This window comes from Oceanobacillus luteolus (assembly GCF_023715655.1).
GTDB lineage: Bacteria > Bacillota > Bacilli > Bacillales > Amphibacillaceae > Oceanobacillus > Oceanobacillus luteolus.
In genome coordinates this window covers 63,760-83,976 of record NZ_JAMBON010000004.1, presented here as the reverse complement: position 1 = coordinate 83,976, position 20,217 = coordinate 63,760, and the positions used below count along the sequence as shown (strand labels likewise).

Below are 20,217 nucleotides of genomic sequence, written 5' to 3'. Positions count from 1 at the left end.
ATATCACTTGTTTTTCCTCCTTTTCATTTGCGCGTTAAGTTCGTGTAGTATTGAACATAAGGAAAAACAGTTTTTACTGCGTACATAGTAAAAACTATTTTGTTTCTCTATTGTAACGTATTTCTAACAGGATAATCCTATGTACTTATGACAATTTTTCAAACCCTGTTGTTTTATTATGCACCATTTTTCATGAATTATCACTTGTAATAAAAGTGGGTTATTGCCATGGTACAGAACGCAAAAGATTGTGAAATACATTGCAATTAAGCTGTAGAAGTTGGAATTGAAAATGAGAATTCTTCTTCTCCAACTAGAATGCCTTTTTTGTATGTCCGCTCTTTAAAGATGACCTGGTTGTTTCGGTCAATAAGTAAGACCGTTGCAGATCGTGTGCCATACTCCGGTGTTTTAATAAATGAAGCAGATAGTTGACGTTCCATCTCTAACCCAATACCCGTATTTGGCAGATGTGAATCCTGTGCTTGTTCATTATTTTCTAGTATTTGGAAGAGGTGTTCGGTCTTTATTTTGTCAGATTGTCGAAAATAATCTCCAAGCATCTTTTTTCCTTTTATAACTTTTGGCCAAGGGGTATTTAAAGATGCGTTACTTAAGCTATGGGTGCCTGGTGTTACTTGTACAATCTTATCTTCAATATTATTGTAATGGAAAAGTTCCTGGGAATTACCGACAAGTATATTAAATCCAGCATATGTGTCTTTTTCTTGACTGATTTTAGTTAGGTAGTCGACAGGGGAATCGGTAGAAGTTAAAAAGCCACGGACGATTGCACCACGTGATTTCTTATCTTTTCCCTCCAAGGATAAATCCCGAATGTTCGTCAAGGCTGCAAAACGTCCTTCTTTTGTAATGCCGAGCCAAGTTCCTTTCTGCACCAGATCACGTCCAGCCAATAAATGTGGTGCATCTGGCCAGAAATGAGCTTTTTCTGTTGGTCTCTTGTAGAATTCATCACGATTTGCAGCGACAATCAAGTTATAGTTTGGATGTCCTTGTATATTAAAATGGATTAAACACATCGAAATCACCTCTCATTACTATTATACGCTTTGGCTTTTTACTGCTCCAATAAAAAGATTTAAACGAATAATTAAAAAGTAAATAGCATTTTAAGGTTAGTTGTGGTGTAATGGAGGTAAGAATTAATTATCCAATTATCGTGTAATATAAAGATGCAGTGTACAGATGAAGAGGTGATTTTCTTGGAATTAAAAATGGATTGGCGAGGTAAACGGTTATTTACTGGAATGACAGCCTCTGGGCATCAATTAATTACAGACGCTGTTCCTGAGTTTGGTGGGGGAAATCAAGGTGCAAGTCCAACTGAAATGCTGCTAGGCGCAGTGATTGGTTGTACCGGGATGGACATTATTTCTATATTAGAGAAAATGAAGCTTACGCCTGAAAATTTTACTGTCCAGGCAACAGGAGATAAGGCGCAAAGCCATCCAAGACGCTTTACAACGATAAATTTACATTATACGATTTCAGGGGATATCGCTGAGGAGAAATTGTATCGAGCGATTGAGTTATCATTAAATAAATATTGCTCCGTTGCTTACTCTTTAAATGCTACCCTGAAGGCGAGTTATTCGTTGAATGGAGGAGCAAAGAAAATAGTGGAGCTTGATTAAGGGGGAAGAAATCTTGAACGCATTTACAGTTGGATTAATTATTGTCGTATGTTTAGTGGCAACTGTAATCACCTACCGGGTTCTAAAGGAAGAAGAACAAAAACAAAAGGCTTATGAAGAAAGCAGTGAAACTTTCCAAGATGAATTTAACCGCTCATTGGAGTATGAGAGAACATCATGGAAAACAAACATACCATTACTTACTTGGATTTATATTATTGCAACTCTAGCATCACTTATTGCACTAGTTATTTACATGGTATAGTGGGATATGGAGGTCTCAGAACCTCCAGTCCCATTTTTTATTTCTATCGTGGGCTTCCATTATACTAGTCTAAGAAACTCAACTAATTTATACTTGGATTTAATGATATCTATTATATAGGAGAATCGAAATGTATCGGAATTCGGAACGTTTTTTGACTGCATTCAACCGGATTGAAAAAAAGATGAAGGAAATTATAAATAATGGCCGTAATTTAGGTTTTTCAAAAATGGTACATATGCTGAAGCATCGAAATGCGATAATCGGCAGGTATAGTGATGATCTTTTGGAATTTGCAGAACTCAGAAATGCAATTGTACATAATAAAGTTGATATGACGTATGCCATCGCAGAACCGCATGGTTCTACAGTAAGTCGAATTGAATGTATTGAAAAAGAACTCCTCCAACCAAGGCTGGTATCACCGCAATTTATTAAGGAAGTTATTTACCTTCAGGAGACTGAACGACTAACGAAACTTTTAGCATTGATACATGAAAAGAAAGTGACTAAGTTTCCGGTTTATCATGAGCAAAAATTCAAGGGTTTAATTAGTCAGCGCGCAATAGCATTTTGGCTCGCTGGGAATATGTATAGAGGAAATAAACTTCCAGAAGATGCAACTGTGAAAGAAGTGTTGGACTATGAAACGAATGACAACTATCGATTTATCCCCGCAAATACTTCCGTACTAGAGGCAGTTGATATTTTTAAAAAGCAATTTGGCAGAGGCAATCGATTGGAAGCTTTACTCATTACAAATAATGGGATCGAGACGGAAAAACTCATAGGTATTATAACGAATCTAGATATTATCGGTGTCCAACATGTGTAGAAATGTAAGAAATTTACTATTGCATTTATAAATGAGAAGGTGTAATATAAGGATACAAGCTACAATGTTCGTATGGAATTAAGTTTTAACCTCTAAATGATGAATAGGGAGTTTTATATTGGAGCTCGAATGTCGGGCCGTCGCTGAACGGAAGACAGGAAGGTTTCTGCAAACACCCACTTGTGAGAAGTGGTGGTTTAAAACTTTTTATTTCAGAAATACGGCAATTGTGGCCTGTACCTACATAATAATTGAAAGGCTAGTCTCCATTTGAGGCTAGTCTTTTTTGTTTGATTAATAACATTCCTCGCTCTTGTGGGAATGTTTAGAAATTTTCTTAAAAATAATTATTTTATACGTAGACATAAATAGTTAATACACCTATAATTTATAGAAAGGAAGTAATTTTTAGTAGTTAGGAGTGGATATAATGGGCAGTTTATCCATTGAAATCATTTTTTATATCATTTTCATCTTTATAGGGCTGTTGACCGGCGCGATTTTTTGGGTGATGAATAAATATCGTATACCAGCGGTCATTTCCCTCATTTTTTCATTACTTGCCCCGCTGCTCACATTTCTTTTTGTAGTTCAAGGTAACGCAACCAAAGAAGCTTTTGGGTATATTACCGAGGAGATGAGTGCAGGAAATACTTGGGCACGTATTGTCGTTATTATACATGTTTTTTTGGTTGGGTGGCTTTTATTTTTAATGATAAAGGGAGGCATCTACCTTTACCAATCACCAAAAGTTAAAGATACCGTAAAAAATATATTGGTAAAGATAAAAACCTCTCCATCAGAAGGATCAAATCAAGATAGTAAAAGCGGTTGAGCACTTATAAAATATGTTTATTATAATCATGTTTGTATTTCCGATAAAAATCTATCATCGAATAAATCGATACTTTAAAATCTGGACAAACGATGTCAGCATCTTTTAGGTCCGTAACTGCTTGTGTGCAATCATAGGATGAATCTATTTTAAAATATGCTAATGCTTCTTTTTCTACTTTCAACCATTTTTTTATGTTGGAAAAGTTCAGCGGAAGACTTGCCAACTCAAGGGAAATCTGTCCTTTTGGCTCTCTTCCAAGATAGCTTTCAGCAAGCATTTGATACAGCTGTCTCATGGAGTAGGGTTCAGGATCGGTGAGATGATATGTTTTACCGATGCCCACTTTTTGAAAGGCAAGGTAACTACTTGCTTTCAATACATAATCAACAGGTACAAAATTACCTTCCACATGACCATCTCCAAGATATGGGAGTACTGGTGAAAGGGCAAGTCGATCGAATAAATTCAGCATAAAATAGATACCGTCAAACTTGGTTGTTTCTCCCGTTTGCGAATGACCTCTTACTATTCCGGGACGGATGATGGTCGTAGGAAGGTCAACCTTCGCCTTTTCTACAATGATTTCTGCTTCGTACTTCGTTCTTTCATAATGATTTTTAAATGATTGTCCCATCTGTAGCTCGGTTTCGTAAATTCTTCCTTCTCTCGTTCCTGAAACATATGCTGTGCTAAAATATACATAACGTTTCAATTGTGTAATTTTACGAGCCCACTCCGTCACTAGCTTTGTACCGTGGACATTCACTTCATATGCAAGGGATTCAGGAACAGCTAAGTCATATATCGCTGCTAAATGAAACAGATGTGTGACCGAGTTCTCGATTTCTTTAGCAGTTTCCTCTATCATACCGAGACCTGTCTTTGTAATATCTCCTGGGACAATGGTGAATATGTTCCTGTCTGTTGCTGTTCTTGATGTGAAATGATTTAATTCAATTTGAGCTTTTTCCATTTCTTTCGGTAGAACGAGAAGGTAGATATTTTGGATAGTTTGACCATGATCTTTTATGATTTGTTCTACTAAATTTTGTGCAAGAAATCCTGGATATCCTGTGATGAAGATAGAATCTTCCATTGTATTCCCCCTATCAGCTGTATTTGTCTTTAGTATATCAGCAATTGTTATAATTTTCTTTCATACTGATGACTTACATGAAGTGGGAGATGACATCAATATGGATTTCAAATTTTATTATCCATAATGCAAGAAAAAAGGAAACGTCAGCTATAATAGTAATAAAGGATGGTAAAAATGGGGATTTTTTGGTTACGGACAATCGTATTCAGTTTTTTATGGGTGTATATGTTAATCGTATATAGCAACTTTCCTTCATTAAGTAATATATTCTTCGCATTGTCCCTGGGAATTTATTTTTTATTGACGATTCCGAAATTCCTTGTTTGGAAATATAGTGTATTACTACTGTTATCAGCGATACATGGATACTACTTAATAGAAGATGTAACTTCTGTTGCAGTCTTATTATCGTTCCTTGTTATCGATGCATCTTTCCGCATGAACAGGAAGGGACATATCAGCATTATTATTGAATTGAGTGTCATTCTGTTTGTACTAAGTTTTATAGATAATATGATGTTTGAGCTAGTATTACTAACTGGTTTTGTTAGTTTCTTAAGTGTGATGATCAACCAAATGTATACGGATAGAAGAGAGCAACAGGAAATCTACGAAGAGCTGCTTAGTGAATATCGCATTTTGAAACGTCTCCACACTAGTGCTGAGCGTAACGCCAGACTTGAAGAAAGAACCAGGATAGCACGAGACATTCATGATTCTGTAGGTCATCGGTTGACTGCATTGATTATGAAGTTGGAGATGCTTCATATTCAAGAGAAACATCCAGCTTATGAAGAGTTAAAGGAAATGGCTAAAGAAAGTCTGGAGGATACCCGGACCGCAGTAAAAGCACTGCAAACCGAAGAAAGTGAAGGGATAGCTGCAGTTGTACATTTAATTCGAAAGCTCGAAGCGGAAAGCCATTTACTTGTTCAATTTACTTTGAAACAGGGTGTATTATCTGTACCGATAACAAATGAAATGAGTGTGGTACTTTACCGGGTGATTCAAGAGGCCCTCACTAATATTATGCGTCATGGTGATACGAGGGATGCTCAGGTTATCTTAAGTAAATCGGCCACGGATGATATCCAATTTGAAATCAGTAATAATATCCGACGTCCAAAGCCATTTACAATGGGCTTTGGTCTAAAGAATATGAAAGAACGAGTAGAGGAACTGAACGGAAATATACATATCTATCAAACTGAAAATCAGTTTATCGTCACTGGTACTTTAAGTAAAGGGGGGAATTGACATGTGGCGTTTGTTATTAGTGGAAGATCAAGCGATTGTCCGGCAAGGGTTAAAAATGATACTGGAACAGGATGAAAACATCAAAGTCGCTTATGAAGCAACGAATGGGGAAGAGGCAATTGATATTGTAAGGAGCTCTCCCGTTGATATGATCATGATGGATATCCGGATGCCGAAGATGAACGGAATTGAAGCAACGCGAATCATACGTAAAGATTTCCCGGATGTAAAGATTCTCATGTTGACGACGTTCAATGATGAAGAATATGCATATGAGGCGTTGAAAGAGGGAGCAAGCGCCTTTCTGTTAAAGACGGCTGCTCCTGAAAAATTAATTGAAGCAGTGTATAGTGCTGCCAAGGGAGGATTGACCCTGCATGATGAAGTTGCGGCAAAAGTAATGCCACGCCTACTCGAAAGATCAGAAAAACCCGTAATGCAAGTGGAACTGACAGAACGTGAACTACTCGTTACAAAGCTGGTTGGAGAAGGCAAAACAAATAAAGAAATTGCCGATGAGCTTTATTTATCAGTGGGGACAGTAAAAAACCACATTACAAACATCCTCCAAAAAATGGAGTTGAGGGACCGTACACAGCTGGCAATTTATGCAGTAAAACATGACATTTCCTAAAAGTTGTCGTTAGTTTGTCGGAAGTTATCCATTCACCTGAAATAAATTAAGGCTATACTTAAGGCAGTAATTTGTGTAGGAAGGTGATTGGAGATGCTGGAAATCATTCTGGATGAATTTCATTTTTCGACGTTATGGAATGGTGGAATTCTCATTTATATGGGATTTATTTTTATCATTTATTTTTTATTGCTTCCTCAAGATTTCAAGTACCCACTTTGGAAGCAGGTTGCCTTCGTACTTGGGATGGTTGCCGTTTTTGCGGCATTAGGAAGTCCAATAAATGTCATCGCGAGAATTAAATTCAGTATCCATATTTTGCAGTTGATCTTATTGCTTCTGATTGCACCACCTTTACTAATCATTGGGTTCAAAAATGAAATTTTCGAACGTGCAAGAAAGGTGAAAATCCTTGGGAGTATATTAAAATTCCTATCAAAACCAATTGTAGGTTTCCTTGCCTTTTTTGTCCTATTTTATTGGTATCATGTCGCTAGCGTATTTAATCATGCCAGACTGGATTTATTTATCAATTATCTATTTATGCTTGCTCTGCTTTTTGTAGGAATTCTATTATGGCTGCCAATTATTTCACCATCGAAGCTGAATAAAAATAGAAAACGTGTCTATATTTTACTAAGCATCATATTCTTAATACCATATGGATTAATTCTATTATTCCAGGATCAAAGCCTGTATTTGGTCTATACCGATGTAGAGATGTTTATGCAGTCCTTGGCTGTATGCATGCCGAGTATTAAAGAAATACCGCCGGAATTTGCAGCTGCTTTACTGCCTTACAATCCGGTCGAAGAACAATTCCAAGGCGGCATGATGCTCGTCCTTAGTCAACTTGTTATCTTTGGAATTGCATTTATCGTAGGACCGAAATATAGTAAGCAGTCTTAACGTTAACACCACTTTTATTATGAAGTGGTGTTTTTTATTAGGCTCTCAAATTTTTTGTCTTGAACTTTAATTTGAGCGATAAAAAAACCTCCTACCTCATGTCCGCAGTCCAAATACCGCTCGCTTTCTGCGGGCGCCGATGAGTCTCCTCGCTAAGCTGCGGGGTCTTATCCTGGCCTCTACTCCTGCTGGAGTCTCGAGGGAGGTATTTGGACTGCTCCGAGTTATACTCAGATTATTCTATTTAAACTTGCTAAAAGAATTCTGCGAACATTAATCTTAAAGCTGGCATTAAGAAAACAATTTAATCATTTAATCAATGTGCAAAATAACATTTTTGCTCGGAGAAGCCCCCGATACACCGAAGACTCCTGTGGGAGCAAAGGTATCGGTGAGACCCCACAGGGCGCCAGCCCGAGGAGGCTCACCAGCCGCCCACGGAAAGCGAAGGTGTATCGGGGGCTGCGGTCCGCCGGGAGAAATTGAATTGAAGTTCATATTAAGTTTCATTGTATGCGAGCAAAAATCTTTTAAGTATCTTCTAAAATGATTGAATTCCTTTACTAGCTTGATAAAAAGTGACTCAGGTCATGTTCATAAAGTGACTGCCGATAGTTTCTATTCTTAAGGAATCCGATTAAACTAAAGATACGGAGGTGGTCATATGCTTGAACTGATTGATATCACAAAAAAATTCAAACAGACGGAAGCTGTTAAAAATATGAACATGTATATTGGAAGAGGAGAAATTGTCGGGCTTCTTGGTCCGAATGGTGCTGGTAAATCAACGGCAATCTCCATGTTGTCCTCCCTTGTTGAACCAACAAGCGGAGACGTGAAATTCCAAAATAAAAGCATCATTAAAAACCCCCAAAGCTTGCGGAAGATTATTGGAATAGTTCCTCAAGAAATTGCCTTATATGAAGATCTATCAGCAGAAGAAAACATGAAGTTTTTTGGAAGGATTTACGGATTAAAGGGTCAGAAATTACAAGAGAAAGTAAATGAAGTTCTTGAACATATTGGTTTGACAGAACGTCGAAAAGATATTGTCAAAAAATTCTCTGGCGGTATGAAGAGAAGATTGAATATTGGAGTCGCCATGTTGCATGATCCTGAAATCCTCGTCATGGATGAACCTACTGTGGGAATTGATCCCCAATCCCGGAATTATATTCTTCAAACCGTCAAACGCTTAAATGAAGAACGACAAATGACGGTGCTCTACACGAGCCATTACATGGAAGAAGTCGAATATTTATGTGACCGGATTTACATCATGGATAAGGGGAATCTGATTGCTTCGGGAACAAAAGATGAAATCAAACAAATTTTATCCCTAGAAAATACAATTTCAATAAAAGCAGACTATTGGAATGAAGACTTTATTGAAAAACTGAGAGAACATCCTCAAGTCAATCGAATGAATATCGAAGAAAAAGAAATTGTTTTGGTAGTTTCAAAAAATGTAAATATCTTTTCGGAGATTGCTCATCTTGCAGAAGTAATGAATGTTCCATTACGTTCATTAGACGTAAAAAAGGTCACGTTGGAAGATGTGTTTCTTCATTTGACCGGAAGAGCCTTAAGGGATTAGGGGGAGTTAGCCGATGATTTTACAAATGATAAAAAAACAAGCCCTCATATTCCTGCGTAATCCAGTACAGATTTTACTTTTATTCGGTTTACCAGTCATTTTAATTACGATACTTGGGAGTGCTTTAGGTAACTTAATGGATGGTGGAGAGATTGACCTTACATTTCCTTTGGCTATTGTTGAGCATGAGGATGAGAGGGCCCAGGTTGAACAATTTTTAACGGATCTCGATTCAAGTGGATTACCGGAACAAGTCATTCAAGAAATTAGACTGGCAGCAGAATCAATTACTCCTGTTGAAACATTGATGGAACTGTTACAAAGTGAACAATTACAAGAGATGATTATCTTGGAAGAGTTGGAGCCGAACAGGTTGTCAGAACTGACAGGAGATGACTCTTATGCAGCTGTAATTGAATTTCCTGAAGACTTCACCTATCAAATGTTAAACAAACTGCTTTTAGAAGAAGACACAAGACCAGAGGTAATCATTCACCATAATGAAGGTGCAGAACTTGCAGGAAATATTGTTTCACAGTTATTGAAAACATATCAGGAGGAATATACACTTTCAAGCTTTCTTGGAAAAAATGGTATAAATCCTGAGCAATTATACTCGATGTCGTCGGATTTTGAACAGGAAGTAACATCGATAAGTAAGCTTAACCCTGTTGATTCGAAAACGTATTATACGATTGGTATGGTCGTAATGAATGTTTTGTTCATGGGTGCAGCCATTGCGGGCTATGCATTTGAAGAAAAGAAAGACCATATATTTGATCGGATGATTATTGCGGATCTTTCTCGTTGGACCTATTTTATTTCTACATTAATACTTGGAATGCTATTTGCTTTCATTCAATCACTATTCGTATTCGCTTTTTCATATTTTGTTTTTGATGTCACCTGGCCTGATATAGGGGCATTTCTAACGATTACTTTGTTCTTTGCAATCGCAGTCGGTGGGCTTTCCGTGTTGCTGACGGCGATTAGCTATCGTGTCAATTCTGAGCAAATCATCAATCTTTTTAGTGGTGTGGTCGTAACGATTTTAGCTTTTGTTGGTGGAAGCTTTTTTCCGGTTGGTGATAACGTAAAATTTATGCAAGTGCTCGGTGATCTTACACCAAATGGAGCGACGATGTCAGCTTATTTAAGTATCTTGCGTGGAGAAACAATTGCAGAAAATATCGATCATCTCCTATACATTGTGTGCTTTGCCCTTACAGCGATTATCATTGGGGTATTAAGCTTTCCGAAGAGAGGTGCTTCATCATGAAAGGAATCTTTTTAGCTAGACTTACTTCATTTTTCCGCAGCCCAGGCACGTTTCTTCTATTTACAGGGATGTCGATTGTTTTCACCTTAATTCTGGGAGGTGTAGGTGGTTATGACAAAATCACGGTACCTGTCTCTGGTGATGAAAGTTTACAAACAGAATTTATCGGTGAGGCTTTAGAAGAAAGCGATGTGTACAATTTTAAATGGCAGGAAGTTGAAGATTTAAAGGAGACCATTCGACGCGGGAATGCTGAAGCAGGGGTGATCCTCAAAGAAAATGGCTACGAAATGATTGTCGGCATTGACTCATCGAATGTACAGATGATTGAACAAACTGTGGCTGATATATATGTTAACAAAATACAGGAAGAAAATATCAGTGAATTATTACGAACAGAGAATGAGGAAGAGAGAGAAGAATTGCTCATGGCTTATCAGGAGGCAAAGGAAAATCCTGTGTTCGGGATAACAAATCGAACCTTTCATAGCTCGGATGCATTTATATTTGACCGCAGCTTACATTCAATTTTCGGATTCACCCTATTCTTTGTCATTTATACCATTTGCTATACTGTATTACCGATTTTCACGCAGAAAGGGAATGGTGTTTGGGATCGGATGATTCTGTCCCCATTGAAAAAGTCGGAAATGTATATTGGAAACTTAATCTATAGTTTTTTTGAAGGTTACTTGCAAATTCTAGTCATCTTCTTTGTATTCCGTTATCTCGTCGGTTTTGATTTTAATGGAGAGTTACCTGGTATATTACTCATTATGGCTGTATACAGTTTTGCGATTGTTTCCCTTGCTATTTTTATTACATCAGTGGTGAAAAATATACAGCAATTCAACGCGGCTCTTCCAATTTTATCTGTAAGTATGGCGATGATTGGTGGTGCATTTTGGCCGATCGAAATTGTACAATCAGAATTTCTGCTGACTCTATCGAAAATAAATCCGTTGACCTATGGAATGGAAGCTTTAAATGGACTTGTCCTCTATAACCAACCAATACAGGAATTATTGAAGCCTATAAGTATCCTCATCCTTATGGGTGTGATATTTATGGGAGTCGGTATTCATCTAATGGAGCGAAGACATATATAATTAAAGGAAAATATGTCCAAATATCAAAAACTGCTTGGTAACAAAAGGTATTTGCCTAAGACTTATGGCGAATACCTTTATTTTTTAATATAATAGAATCATAGACAGCGAGAGGAGCAAAAGTTTGAAAAGGAAAAAGCGTTGGTTGAAAATTGCAGGGGGATTAGTTGTTTTCCTATTGATTATAGACATTATTGCGGGTGTTTTCTTTTATAAACTGGCCATTGAGCGAGGGACGAAAGATTTTCTCTCGGGGAATTCGGATTTAGAAGTATCGGCCGAAACGATGGAAGTTTTTACACAAGGAGATTGGCGGACATGGGCGGATCAGCAGCCATTTGAATATTGGCAAATGGAAAGCTTTGACGGTCTGACGCTTCAAGGGTATTTTTTAGAAGCGGAGGAACCGACCAATAAGACGGTTGTGTTTGCCCATGGCTATCTTGGCAGGGCACGGGATATGGCTTTATTTGGACAATATTATTATGAAGAGCTTGGATTTAATATGTTCACAGCCGATAGCCGTGGACATGGTCGCAGTGAAGGTGACTATTATGGCTTTGGCTGGCATGACCGCCTTGACTATGTGAAATGGATAGATCGGATTATTGAGGAGCTGGGCGAGGATACAGAAATTATTTTGCATGGTCTTTCCATGGGAGCCGCAACAGTTCTCATGACTTTAGGAGAGGACTTGCCGGATAATGTGAAACTAGCTGTAGCGGATAGCCCGTATTCAAGTGTGTATGATCTATTTGACTATCAACTTGGCCGTATGTTCAATTTGCCAAGCTTCCCCATCCTGCCAACGACGGGGATGGTTACAGATATCCAAGCAGGATATTCCTTTAAAGAAGCTTCTGCTTTAAATCAAGTTCGGAAAGCGGAAGTGCCGATACTCTATATCCATGGAGGAGCGGATACGTTTGTACCAACCGAAATGACAAAGCTACTGTATGAGAATACAAGTACAGGAACCGATATGTTTATCGTACCGGGCGCAAACCATGGTGAATCCATCGTCCTTGATCGAGAAGGCTATTTAGAAAACATGAACGCATTTTTTGATAAATATTTATATTAGAATGATTGACCCAGAACAAGAAAGCTTGATCTGGGTCATTTTTTTATGGACATGAATTTACATATTTATTCAACGATTAATAATAAAAATTAATTTTTATAAATACTATTGCATATTTATACACGTCAATGTATAATAATGAATAATTAATCTTAGAAAGAGAGTTGTTTAAATTGAAAAAAGCGGCAATTATTGGTGGAACGGGCTACGGAGCAATTGAATTGATTCGGCTGTTACAAACACATCCCAAATTAGTAGTGGCAAAAGTAATCAGCCACTCTCAAAGCGGTGAGGTCCTTTCGTCAATTTACCCGCATTTAAAAAAACTACCTGAAATCAGATTAGAAGAATTAGATATTTCTAGTTTAGAAGCTGAAGTGGATGTCGTTTTTTTAGCGACACCAGCTGGGGTAGCGAAAGAAATCGTACCAGAGTTACAGAATAAAAATCTGCAAATCATTGATTTATCAGGGGACCTTAGATTATCGTCACGGGAAGATTATGAAGAATGGTACGGAAAGTCGGCTGCTCCACAGGAGACGTTAAATCAGGCTGTATATGGACTTTCTGAAATATATAAAGAAGAAATACAATCAGCTACAATCATTTCTAATCCAGGGTGTTTCCCGACAGCTTCATTATTAGGGTTAATTCCAGCACTGGAACTCGGAAACATCAAGCCAACAGGGATAGTCATTGATGGGAAAACTGGTGTATCGGGAGCGGGAAGAACGCCAACAGCGGCCACTCATTTTTCAGAGACGAATGATAATGTATCACCATATAAAATTGGAAAGCATCAGCATATCCCGGAAATCGAACAATACTTATCGAAGGCTGTTGATGCGGATGTTACGACAATATTGACTACGCATTTAATTCCGATGACACGAGGTTTGATTTGTACGATGTATGCGGATCTGAATCAAGAAACAACGACAGAAGAAGTTATTAAAAGTTACCAATCTTATTATGAAAATAAACCGTTCATACGTATCCTGCCAGAAGGACAGTTTCCACAGACGAAGGCAGTCCAAGGAAGCAACTATTGTGATATTGGCGTATGGGTGAACGAAAGAAGCAACCAGTTAATTATAGCAGCTGCGATTGATAATCTTGTAAAGGGAGCATCTGGCCAAGCGATCCAGAATGTAAATATCATGAATGGCTGGGAAGAGAATTTGGGATTACAAGCAATTCCAATGTATCCATAGGAGGATGTTGTAGATGGCACAACTGAAAGAAAAACAACTAAAGATGATAGAGAATGGCAATGTTACTACCCCGAAGGGCTTTCAGGCAGGAGGGGTGCATACTGGCCTACGTAAATCCAGATTAGATTTCGGATGGATTCATTCAGAAGTACCTGCAACAGCAGCTGGAGTATATACATTAAATGCATTTAGAGCTGCTCCTCTTCAAGTTACAAAGGATAGTATCGACAAAAGCGGAAAAATACAAACGATCGTGGTCAATTCAGCGAATGCCAATGCAGTTACAGGGCCCGAGGGATATCAAAATGCTTTAGACACCCAAGCGAAGGCAGCTGAGATAAAGGGTGTGGATGTTGACCATGTGGCCGTTGCTTCTACTGGAATAATTGGAGTTCAACTCCCAATGGAAAAGATATATAAAGGCATTGAAGCGATGAATGATGAAGTGAATCAAGGTGCTGAACGATTTGAGACAGCCATTTTAACGACGGACATCGTAACGAAACATGCTGCCGTACAATTCGAAGTTGACGGAAAGTTAATAACGATTGCGGGTGCGGCAAAAGGGTCTGGTATGATTGCTCCCAATATGGCAACCATGCTTTCCTTTATTACTACAGACGCTGATGTCGAGCAGGCTAGTCTTGAGAAAGCGTTACGTAGTTTGACAGATCAATCATTCAACATGATCACTGTGGATGGGGATTGCAGTACAAATGACATGGTGCTTGTCCTCGCCAATGGAATGCAAGAAAATAATACATTAAACGAAAATCATGCAGAGTGGTCTGTATTTGTGGAAGGGCTGCGTTATGTGAGTCAGGAACTGGCCAAACAAATTGCCCGGGATGGCGAAGGAGCAACGAAGCTTATTGAAGTGAAAGTAAAAGGGGCAGCCTCCGATAAAGTGGCAGGTGAAGTCGCTAAAGCGATCATTTCTTCTAACTTGGTAAAGACTGCAGTCTACGGATCAGACCCCAACTGGGGAAGAATTATTTGTGCGGTGGGTTATAGCGAGCAACCGTTGGATGTTAATAAAGTTTCTGTATCCCTTGGTGACATCCAAGTGGTTCAGAATGGTCTGCCTCTTGATTTTAGTGAAGAAGCGGGTACAGCATATTTAGAACAAGACACAGTGACGATCCATGTTGATTTGAATAATGGAGAAGGGGAAGCCACTGCATGGGGATGTGATTTGACCTATGAATATGTTAAAATCAACGCTTCCTATAGAACATGAGGTGATTGGAATGAAGATTGTCGTTTTAAAAGTTGGCGGAAGTATTCTAAACAAACTACCAAAAGCATTTTATGACACAATTGTCAGCTTAAAAGAATCGGGGCGTATTCATCCAATCATTGTTCATGGGGGTGGACCTGAAATTAATCATGCCCTAGATCAGATGAATGTTAAAAGTGAATTTGTAAATGGACTAAGAGTGACCTCCAGCGAAGTCTTGAATGTAGTCGAGCAAGTTTTGAGTGGGAAAGTCAATAAACATATTGTTACGAAGTTTACGCAAAGTGGCGGAATCGGACTAGGTCTTAGTGGAGTGGATGCTAATCTGTTGAAAGTGACACCACAAGATAAGACTGGAAAGCTGGGGTTTGTAGGTGATGTGAAAGAAGTAAATACGAACTGGCTCCAGCTTATCGCTGAAAATGGCGGAATACCTATCATTTCACCAATTGGAATTCATGAAACAGGTCAACATTATAATATTAACGGTGACACGGCTGCAGCTGCAGTGGCAGCAAGTTTAGGGGCAAAACTGGTACTGATAAGTGATATTCCTGGTGTGTTGGAAGAAATTCAAGGAAAGAAGGTCCTCATACCAAAACTCACAAAAGCAGAAATTGAAGAAAAAATTTCAAGTGGTGTCATTTACGGTGGGATGATTCCAAAAGTATATTCGGCCTTGAAAGCTTTATCTGGCGGTGTAGAAGAAGCGGTTATTTTAAACGGAATGAATCCTGGCGATTTAAAGACTTACCTTTCGGGTGGTCAAGTAGGAACGAAGATAGTAATGGGAGAGAAGCATTATGTCTAACACAATAAAGACAGAGCAAGCATCTGCGGTGATGAATACGTATGGACGTTTTCCTTTAGAGATTGTAAAAGGAAAAGGAAGTTATGTATGGAATGACGAGGGAAACAGGTTCTTGGATTATACTTCAGGGATAGCGACTTGTAATCTTGGCCATGTCCCTGAACCGGTACAGGCTGCATTAAAGGAGCAATTGGATACCCTTTGGCATGTATCGAACCTTTACCATATTCCGATACAAGAGAAGTTGGCAAAACTATTAACAGAGAATAGTAGTCTGGATGCGGCGTTTTTCTGCAATAGTGGGGCCGAGGCGAATGAAGCTGCGATAAAGATCGCAAAGAAATATGCGAAAGACCAAGGGAACGAGGCAAGAACCGAAATTGTCACCTTTAAACAATCATTTCACGGCAGAACAGGGACAACACTGGCGGCAACAGCCCAAGAGAAGATTCACCAAGGATTCACGCCAATTACTCCAGGATTTCGCTATCTTCCTTATAATGATTTTGATGTTTTACAGGAAATCGATAATGGAAAGACTACAGCTGTTCTCCTTGAACTTGTTCAAGGCGAAGGAGGCGTCAATATAGCGGATAAAGCTTGGTTAAAGGAATTGGAGAAGATTTGCAAGGAAAAAGATATACTGCTCATGATTGATGAAGTACAAACTGGTATCGGCAGGACAGGGACATTATTTGCCTATGAACAGTTTGGAATTGAACCTGATGTGATCACTCTTGCTAAGGGGCTTGGTTCTGGTTTTCCAATTGGTTCCATGCTCGCTAAGGATGGGGTGGCAGCTTCATTTACACCAGGTACACATGGAAGTACATTTGGTGGTAATCCATTGGCGATGACAGCAGGGTATTCAACAGTGCAATATATCCTTGATGCGGATATATTGGATAATGTGAATAAAATCAGTCAATATTTTCAAGAAAAATTGACAGAATTGAAATCATCATATCCTGCAATTATTGAGATAAAGGGAAAAGGTTTACTTCTTGGTCTGGAAATGGAAGAGGGGGCAATTGAATATATAACTGCTTTAAGAGAAGAGAACGTGTTGGTATTATCAGCCGGTGAGAAAGTATTACGCTTATTACCGCCACTTACTACTACAGAAGAAGAAATTGATGAATTTATAGATGCTTTCAAACAAGTGTTAAATGAAAAGTAGGTTATTTTTATCCCCATCGTAGAAGATGGGGATATTTTAATATACATATAGAGCTGGTTATTTTACGATAGGGTTACTGGCGACAGAGATTATAAATACTTTTCAAACCAGCGGCAAATATGCTCTAATCTAGCAATCCTAAGTTTAGGATTCCCACTTCTGCTTAATTCATGATTTGCATCAGGGAAGCGAACGAACTCCACTTCTTTACGTAGATGCTTCAATGTAATAAAAAGTTGTTCACCTTGTTCGATGGGACAACGGAAATCCTTCTCACCATGAAGAATCAATAATGGTGTTTCGATGTTCTCTGCATACTTCAGAGGAGAGAAGTCCCATAGTTTTTTAGGATCTTCCATCAAGTTATGACCAAGCTCCCACTTTGTAAAGAAGTAGCCGATATCACTGACACCGTAAAAACTTAGCCAATTGGAGATACTACGTTGGGTAACTGCCGCCTTGAAGCGATTTGTATGACCGACAATCCAGTTCGTCATAAAACCACCATAGCTCCCACCAGTCACACCGAGCCGGTCTTCATCGATAAAACTGTAATTGTCTAACGCATAATCAACCGCAGCCATCAAATCTTCATAGTCTTTCCCGCCGTAATCGGAACGACATGCATTGACGAATTCCTGGCCATATCCATGACTGCCACGAGGGTTAGTGTATAGCACCACATATCCTTTGGCAGCAAGTAATTGCATCTCATGGAAGAAGGATTGTCCATAACTCATATGAGGTCCACCGTGAATTTCCAATACAAAAGGATATTTTTTCCCCTCTTCAAATCCATATGGCTTTAGTAGCCATCCTTGAATTTTCCAATCATCCTCTGTAGTTACTTCTAACTCTTCCGGTGTTGCTATGAAAACCTCTTGTAGGAATTCTTTATTGGTAGTTGTCAATTGCCGTAACTCTGATCCACGTTCGAACAAGTAAAAGTCACCAGGGTTGGTTGGCGAGCTAATACCTATAATAAACTTATCTGTTTCTTTGTGATAACTGAAACCAAATACATGACTATCATTTTTATGAAGTATTTCCAAATTACTTTCCAAGTCCACTTGATAGAGTCCAGTCGATCCACGATCGGTTGCAATAAAGAATATCTTCTCTCCATCTTTTGACCAAACAGGTCCGTTTTCCGAGGCCCCTAAACGCATATCACCAATGATGTAATCGCCAAGTTGAAGATCCCATTCATTACTGATACAGAGACGCTCTCCCGATTGCAAATCAAAAATATACAGTTCTGTTAAGGTTGCTCCTGCATAATCATATTCATGACCGAGACAAGCGATTTTCTCTCCACTAGGTGAAAATACAGCCCGTTGATGGTAACCGGAACGCTCATTCAATTTCTTTATTTCGTTTGAGTGGAGGTCTAAAAGGTACAAGTCATTTGTTAGTTCATAGTCCGCATTATCACTTAAGTTGGCCGTGAAAAGAATTTGTTTTCCATTTGGTGAGATATCCTGAAAAAGATGATGATAGTCACCTTTCGTCAATTGGGTGAAGGTGTTGCCTTCTAAGGAGTAAGATACAAGTTGTGTTTTCTTATCATCATGAAAACCTTCTGCATCTGATTTATATTTCAGGGTGCTCACAACAAGAGGCTCCTGACTTTTTGCTTCTGTCAGCTGTTGTTTTTCCTCTTTTGACAATTCTTTCTGACTTGCTACATCATCGTCTTCATGTAGGGAAGCAGTGAAAATAATATACTTGCCATCTGGAGACCAATGCGGGTTTGAAGCACCATGTTTAAATGTGGTGAGTTGCCTAGCTTCTCCTCCGTTGGTATGCATGATCCATAGCTGTGGCGTCCCACTTCTGTTTGACTGAAAGACAACTTGTCTTCCATCAGGTGAAAACGACAGATTGCTATTATTATATTTTCCGTACGTCCATGGAGTCGATTTTTCTTCATGTAATTGCTGGAGGTGAATATTTGCTTCATACTCGTTGTTTTCATTGATTTTGGTAGAGACAAAGGTGTAACTTGTACCGTCTTTCGTGAACTGGGGCTCGCTTAATACTTCAATTTTTGTTAGGTCTTCTGGAGTTATTGCTCGCTTGGATTTTTTCAACTTTATTCCTCCTTAATCGATTATTAAGTGTGACATACTGGATTCCTTCGAATGTCGAAATGATATTTATTTAGGAAAAATGCGCAAGTCTATCAAACTAGCAGACACTGCGCATTATTTTAGTTAAGCTTCAGTTAAGGTTTCTGGAATGATGGGTTCAATTCCTGCATCCAATGCATAGGCATGTTGAAGCTTTCGAGTAATCGGTCCTGGAAGTCCATCATTAATTTGATGATCGTCAACTTTGACGATTGGAGTGATTTCAGAAGTACTGCTCGATAAAAATACTTCATCGGCATCTTTGATATCACCAACATGGTAAGCATCTTCAATAAATGGAATTTCAAGATTTTCTGCAAATCGCTCTACCGCTATGCGTACACATCCGTGAAGGATCCCGTTAGTTTTCGGATGAGTATAGATGTTTCCGTTCTTCACAAAATACACATTAGCGGAACTGCATTCTGTTACCGTCCCGTCTTTGTGTAAAATTGCTTCATAACAGCCATTTTCATTAGCTTCTTGTTTCGCAAGAAGGTTAGGCAGAAGGTTCAGACTTTTGATGTGGCAAAAACTCCAGCGAATATCTGGATGTGTAATGGCGCAGACGCCATTTTCCATTTCTTTCATATTCCGTGCTGCAGGTTCAATGTAGGCATATACATTTGGTTCTGTATTCTGTGGGAATATATGATTCCTTGGTGCAGAACCACGTGTTACTTGGAGGTATACTTTTCCATCCATTTTCATTTCATTTTTCGTAAGCAAACTTTCAAGTATATGGATAAAGTCATCTCTATCGTGTGGAAAATTTATTTTGATTTCAGACAGTGAACGATACAGACGATCGATATGTTCTTCTAATAAGTAATATTTCCCCCGATAAATTCGTATTACTTCATAAACTCCATCTCCGAATTGCAATCCCCGTTCTTCAAAAGGATACTTTAGTTTGTCTTTATGCATAAATGATCCTTGCGCAAAGACAATTGGAAAGACTGACATTATCTCAACTCACCCTTCTGTATTACAAATTTAATCCTAGTCTATCGGTTTTACTTTGGAATGTAAATCTTTTGATTAAAAAATTTTACAATAGTCACAATTTAAATGTT

At 38.6% G+C, this 20,217-nt stretch carries 19 protein-coding genes and 1 other RNA gene; 16 read left to right on the top strand and 4 right to left on the bottom strand.

Annotated elements, in window-relative coordinates:
• Nucleotides 1-266: 266 nt before the first annotated feature.
• A complete protein-coding gene (locus tag M3210_RS05065; protein WP_251512181.1) occupies nucleotides 267-1,043 on the bottom strand; it encodes an NRDE family protein in 777 nt (258 codons plus the stop codon).
• 183 nt (nucleotides 1,044-1,226) lie between these two features.
• On the opposite strand from M3210_RS05065, the gene M3210_RS05060 reads away from it, so the two are divergent.
• From M3210_RS05060 to M3210_RS05040, 5 genes are all read left to right on the top strand, one after another.
• The gene (locus M3210_RS05060; protein WP_251512179.1) at nucleotides 1,227-1,658 is read left to right on the top strand and encodes an OsmC family protein; all 432 of its coding nucleotides are present in this window, start codon (nucleotides 1,227-1,229) and stop codon (nucleotides 1,656-1,658) included.
• A 13-nt stretch (nucleotides 1,659-1,671) separates the two neighbouring features.
• Nucleotides 1,672-1,923: a hypothetical protein gene (locus M3210_RS05055; protein ID WP_251512177.1), complete on the top strand. Its 252-nt coding sequence runs from the start codon at nucleotides 1,672-1,674 to the stop codon at nucleotides 1,921-1,923.
• A 130-nt stretch (nucleotides 1,924-2,053) separates the two neighbouring features.
• Nucleotides 2,054-2,758, top strand: a complete 705-nt coding sequence (locus M3210_RS05050; protein ID WP_251512175.1) for a CBS domain-containing protein — start codon at nucleotides 2,054-2,056, stop codon at nucleotides 2,756-2,758.
• A 53-nt stretch (nucleotides 2,759-2,811) separates the two neighbouring features.
• Nucleotides 2,812-2,998: non-coding RNA, 6S RNA (gene ssrS / locus M3210_RS05045), on the top strand.
• Nucleotides 2,999-3,188: 190 nt separating this feature from the next.
• Nucleotides 3,189-3,593, top strand: coding sequence for a hypothetical protein (locus M3210_RS05040; protein ID WP_251512173.1), 405 nt, complete (start codon nucleotides 3,189-3,191; stop codon nucleotides 3,591-3,593).
• Nucleotides 3,594-3,597: 4 nt separating this feature from the next.
• Here the strand turns inward: M3210_RS05040 and M3210_RS05035 are convergent, their stop codons facing one another.
• The gene (locus M3210_RS05035) at nucleotides 3,598-4,692 is read right to left on the bottom strand and encodes an SDR family oxidoreductase (RefSeq protein WP_251512171.1); all 1,095 of its coding nucleotides are present in this window, start codon (nucleotides 4,690-4,692) and stop codon (nucleotides 3,598-3,600) included.
• A gap of 177 nt (nucleotides 4,693-4,869) precedes the next feature.
• Here M3210_RS05035 and M3210_RS05030 point away from each other — a divergent pair, with 177 nt between their 5' ends.
• The 11 genes from M3210_RS05030 (at nucleotide 4,870) to argD (ending at nucleotide 17,009) form a co-directional block, all read left to right on the top strand.
• Nucleotides 4,870-5,952 carry a sensor histidine kinase gene (locus tag M3210_RS05030; protein ID WP_251512169.1) on the top strand — a complete coding sequence of 361 codons (1,083 nt, stop codon included), beginning with the start codon at nucleotides 4,870-4,872 and terminating at the stop codon, nucleotides 5,950-5,952.
• Between the two features lies 1 nt (nucleotide 5,953).
• Complete coding sequence (locus tag M3210_RS05025) at nucleotides 5,954-6,586, top strand: response regulator transcription factor (RefSeq protein WP_251512167.1); 633 nt, start codon at nucleotides 5,954-5,956, stop codon at nucleotides 6,584-6,586.
• A gap of 93 nt (nucleotides 6,587-6,679) precedes the next feature.
• Nucleotides 6,680-7,495 carry a cytochrome c oxidase assembly protein gene (locus M3210_RS05020; protein ID WP_251512165.1) on the top strand — a complete coding sequence of 272 codons (816 nt, stop codon included), beginning with the start codon at nucleotides 6,680-6,682 and terminating at the stop codon, nucleotides 7,493-7,495.
• A 664-nt stretch (nucleotides 7,496-8,159) separates the two neighbouring features.
• The gene (locus M3210_RS05015) at nucleotides 8,160-9,092 is read left to right on the top strand and encodes an ABC transporter ATP-binding protein (protein ID WP_251512163.1); all 933 of its coding nucleotides are present in this window, start codon (nucleotides 8,160-8,162) and stop codon (nucleotides 9,090-9,092) included.
• 13 nt (nucleotides 9,093-9,105) lie between these two features.
• The gene (locus tag M3210_RS05010) at nucleotides 9,106-10,371 is read left to right on the top strand and encodes an ABC transporter permease (RefSeq protein WP_251512161.1); all 1,266 of its coding nucleotides are present in this window, start codon (nucleotides 9,106-9,108) and stop codon (nucleotides 10,369-10,371) included.
• Nucleotides 10,368-11,480 carry an ABC transporter permease gene (locus M3210_RS05005; protein WP_251512158.1) on the top strand — a complete coding sequence of 371 codons (1,113 nt, stop codon included), beginning with the start codon at nucleotides 10,368-10,370 and terminating at the stop codon, nucleotides 11,478-11,480. The genes M3210_RS05010 and M3210_RS05005 overlap by 4 nt, the downstream gene beginning before the upstream one ends.
• A 124-nt stretch (nucleotides 11,481-11,604) precedes the next feature.
• The gene (locus M3210_RS05000; RefSeq protein ID WP_251512156.1) at nucleotides 11,605-12,564 is read left to right on the top strand and encodes an alpha/beta hydrolase; all 960 of its coding nucleotides are present in this window, start codon (nucleotides 11,605-11,607) and stop codon (nucleotides 12,562-12,564) included.
• 173 nt (nucleotides 12,565-12,737) lie between these two features.
• Complete coding sequence (gene argC, locus M3210_RS04995; RefSeq protein WP_251512154.1) at nucleotides 12,738-13,778, top strand: N-acetyl-gamma-glutamyl-phosphate reductase; 1,041 nt, start codon at nucleotides 12,738-12,740, stop codon at nucleotides 13,776-13,778.
• Nucleotides 13,779-13,791: 13 nt separating this feature from the next.
• On the top strand, nucleotides 13,792-15,018 hold the full coding sequence (argJ, locus tag M3210_RS04990) for a bifunctional glutamate N-acetyltransferase/amino-acid acetyltransferase ArgJ (RefSeq protein ID WP_251512152.1): 1,227 nt from the start codon (nucleotides 13,792-13,794) through the stop codon (nucleotides 15,016-15,018).
• A 10-nt stretch (nucleotides 15,019-15,028) separates the two neighbouring features.
• Nucleotides 15,029-15,829: an acetylglutamate kinase gene (gene argB, locus M3210_RS04985; RefSeq protein ID WP_251512150.1), complete on the top strand. Its 801-nt coding sequence runs from the start codon at nucleotides 15,029-15,031 to the stop codon at nucleotides 15,827-15,829.
• Nucleotides 15,822-17,009, top strand: coding sequence for an acetylornithine transaminase (gene argD, locus M3210_RS04980; protein WP_251512147.1), 1,188 nt, complete (start codon nucleotides 15,822-15,824; stop codon nucleotides 17,007-17,009). The genes argB and argD overlap by 8 nt, the downstream gene beginning before the upstream one ends.
• Nucleotides 17,010-17,098: 89 nt before the next feature.
• Here the strand turns inward: argD and M3210_RS04975 are convergent, their stop codons facing one another.
• Together M3210_RS04975 and dat are read right to left on the bottom strand one after the other, a co-directional pair.
• Entirely contained in the window at nucleotides 17,099-19,102 is a 2,004-nt protein-coding gene (locus M3210_RS04975) for a S9 family peptidase (RefSeq protein WP_251512145.1), read from the bottom strand.
• 123 nt (nucleotides 19,103-19,225) lie between these two features.
• Nucleotides 19,226-20,107, bottom strand: a complete 882-nt coding sequence (gene dat / locus M3210_RS04970; protein ID WP_251512143.1) for a D-amino-acid transaminase — start codon at nucleotides 20,105-20,107, stop codon at nucleotides 19,226-19,228.
• Nucleotides 20,108-20,217: the final 110 nt, after the last annotated feature.

Coding starts and splice junctions, on each gene's coding strand:
- M3210_RS05050 (WP_251512175.1), top strand. CDS start 2,054: ATGTATCGGAATTCGGAACGTTTTTTGACTGCATTCAACCGGATTGAA.
- M3210_RS05030 (WP_251512169.1), top strand. CDS start 4,870: ATGGGGATTTTTTGGTTACGGACAATCGTATTCAGTTTTTTATGGGTG.
- dat (WP_251512143.1), bottom strand. CDS start 20,107: ATGTCAGTCTTTCCAATTGTCTTTGCGCAAGGATCATTTATGCATAAA.
- M3210_RS05010 (WP_251512161.1), top strand. CDS start 9,106: ATGATTTTACAAATGATAAAAAAACAAGCCCTCATATTCCTGCGTAAT.
- M3210_RS05015 (WP_251512163.1), top strand. CDS start 8,160: ATGCTTGAACTGATTGATATCACAAAAAAATTCAAACAGACGGAAGCT.
- argB (WP_251512150.1), top strand. CDS start 15,029: ATGAAGATTGTCGTTTTAAAAGTTGGCGGAAGTATTCTAAACAAACTA.
- argD (WP_251512147.1), top strand. CDS start 15,822: ATGTCTAACACAATAAAGACAGAGCAAGCATCTGCGGTGATGAATACG.
- M3210_RS05040 (WP_251512173.1), top strand. CDS start 3,189: ATGGGCAGTTTATCCATTGAAATCATTTTTTATATCATTTTCATCTTT.
- M3210_RS05020 (WP_251512165.1), top strand. CDS start 6,680: ATGCTGGAAATCATTCTGGATGAATTTCATTTTTCGACGTTATGGAAT.
- argJ (WP_251512152.1), top strand. CDS start 13,792: ATGGCACAACTGAAAGAAAAACAACTAAAGATGATAGAGAATGGCAAT.
- M3210_RS05025 (WP_251512167.1), top strand. CDS start 5,954: ATGTGGCGTTTGTTATTAGTGGAAGATCAAGCGATTGTCCGGCAAGGG.
- M3210_RS05005 (WP_251512158.1), top strand. CDS start 10,368: ATGAAAGGAATCTTTTTAGCTAGACTTACTTCATTTTTCCGCAGCCCA.
- M3210_RS05065 (WP_251512181.1), bottom strand. CDS start 1,043: ATGTGTTTAATCCATTTTAATATACAAGGACATCCAAACTATAACTTG.
- M3210_RS05035 (WP_251512171.1), bottom strand. CDS start 4,692: ATGGAAGATTCTATCTTCATCACAGGATATCCAGGATTTCTTGCACAA.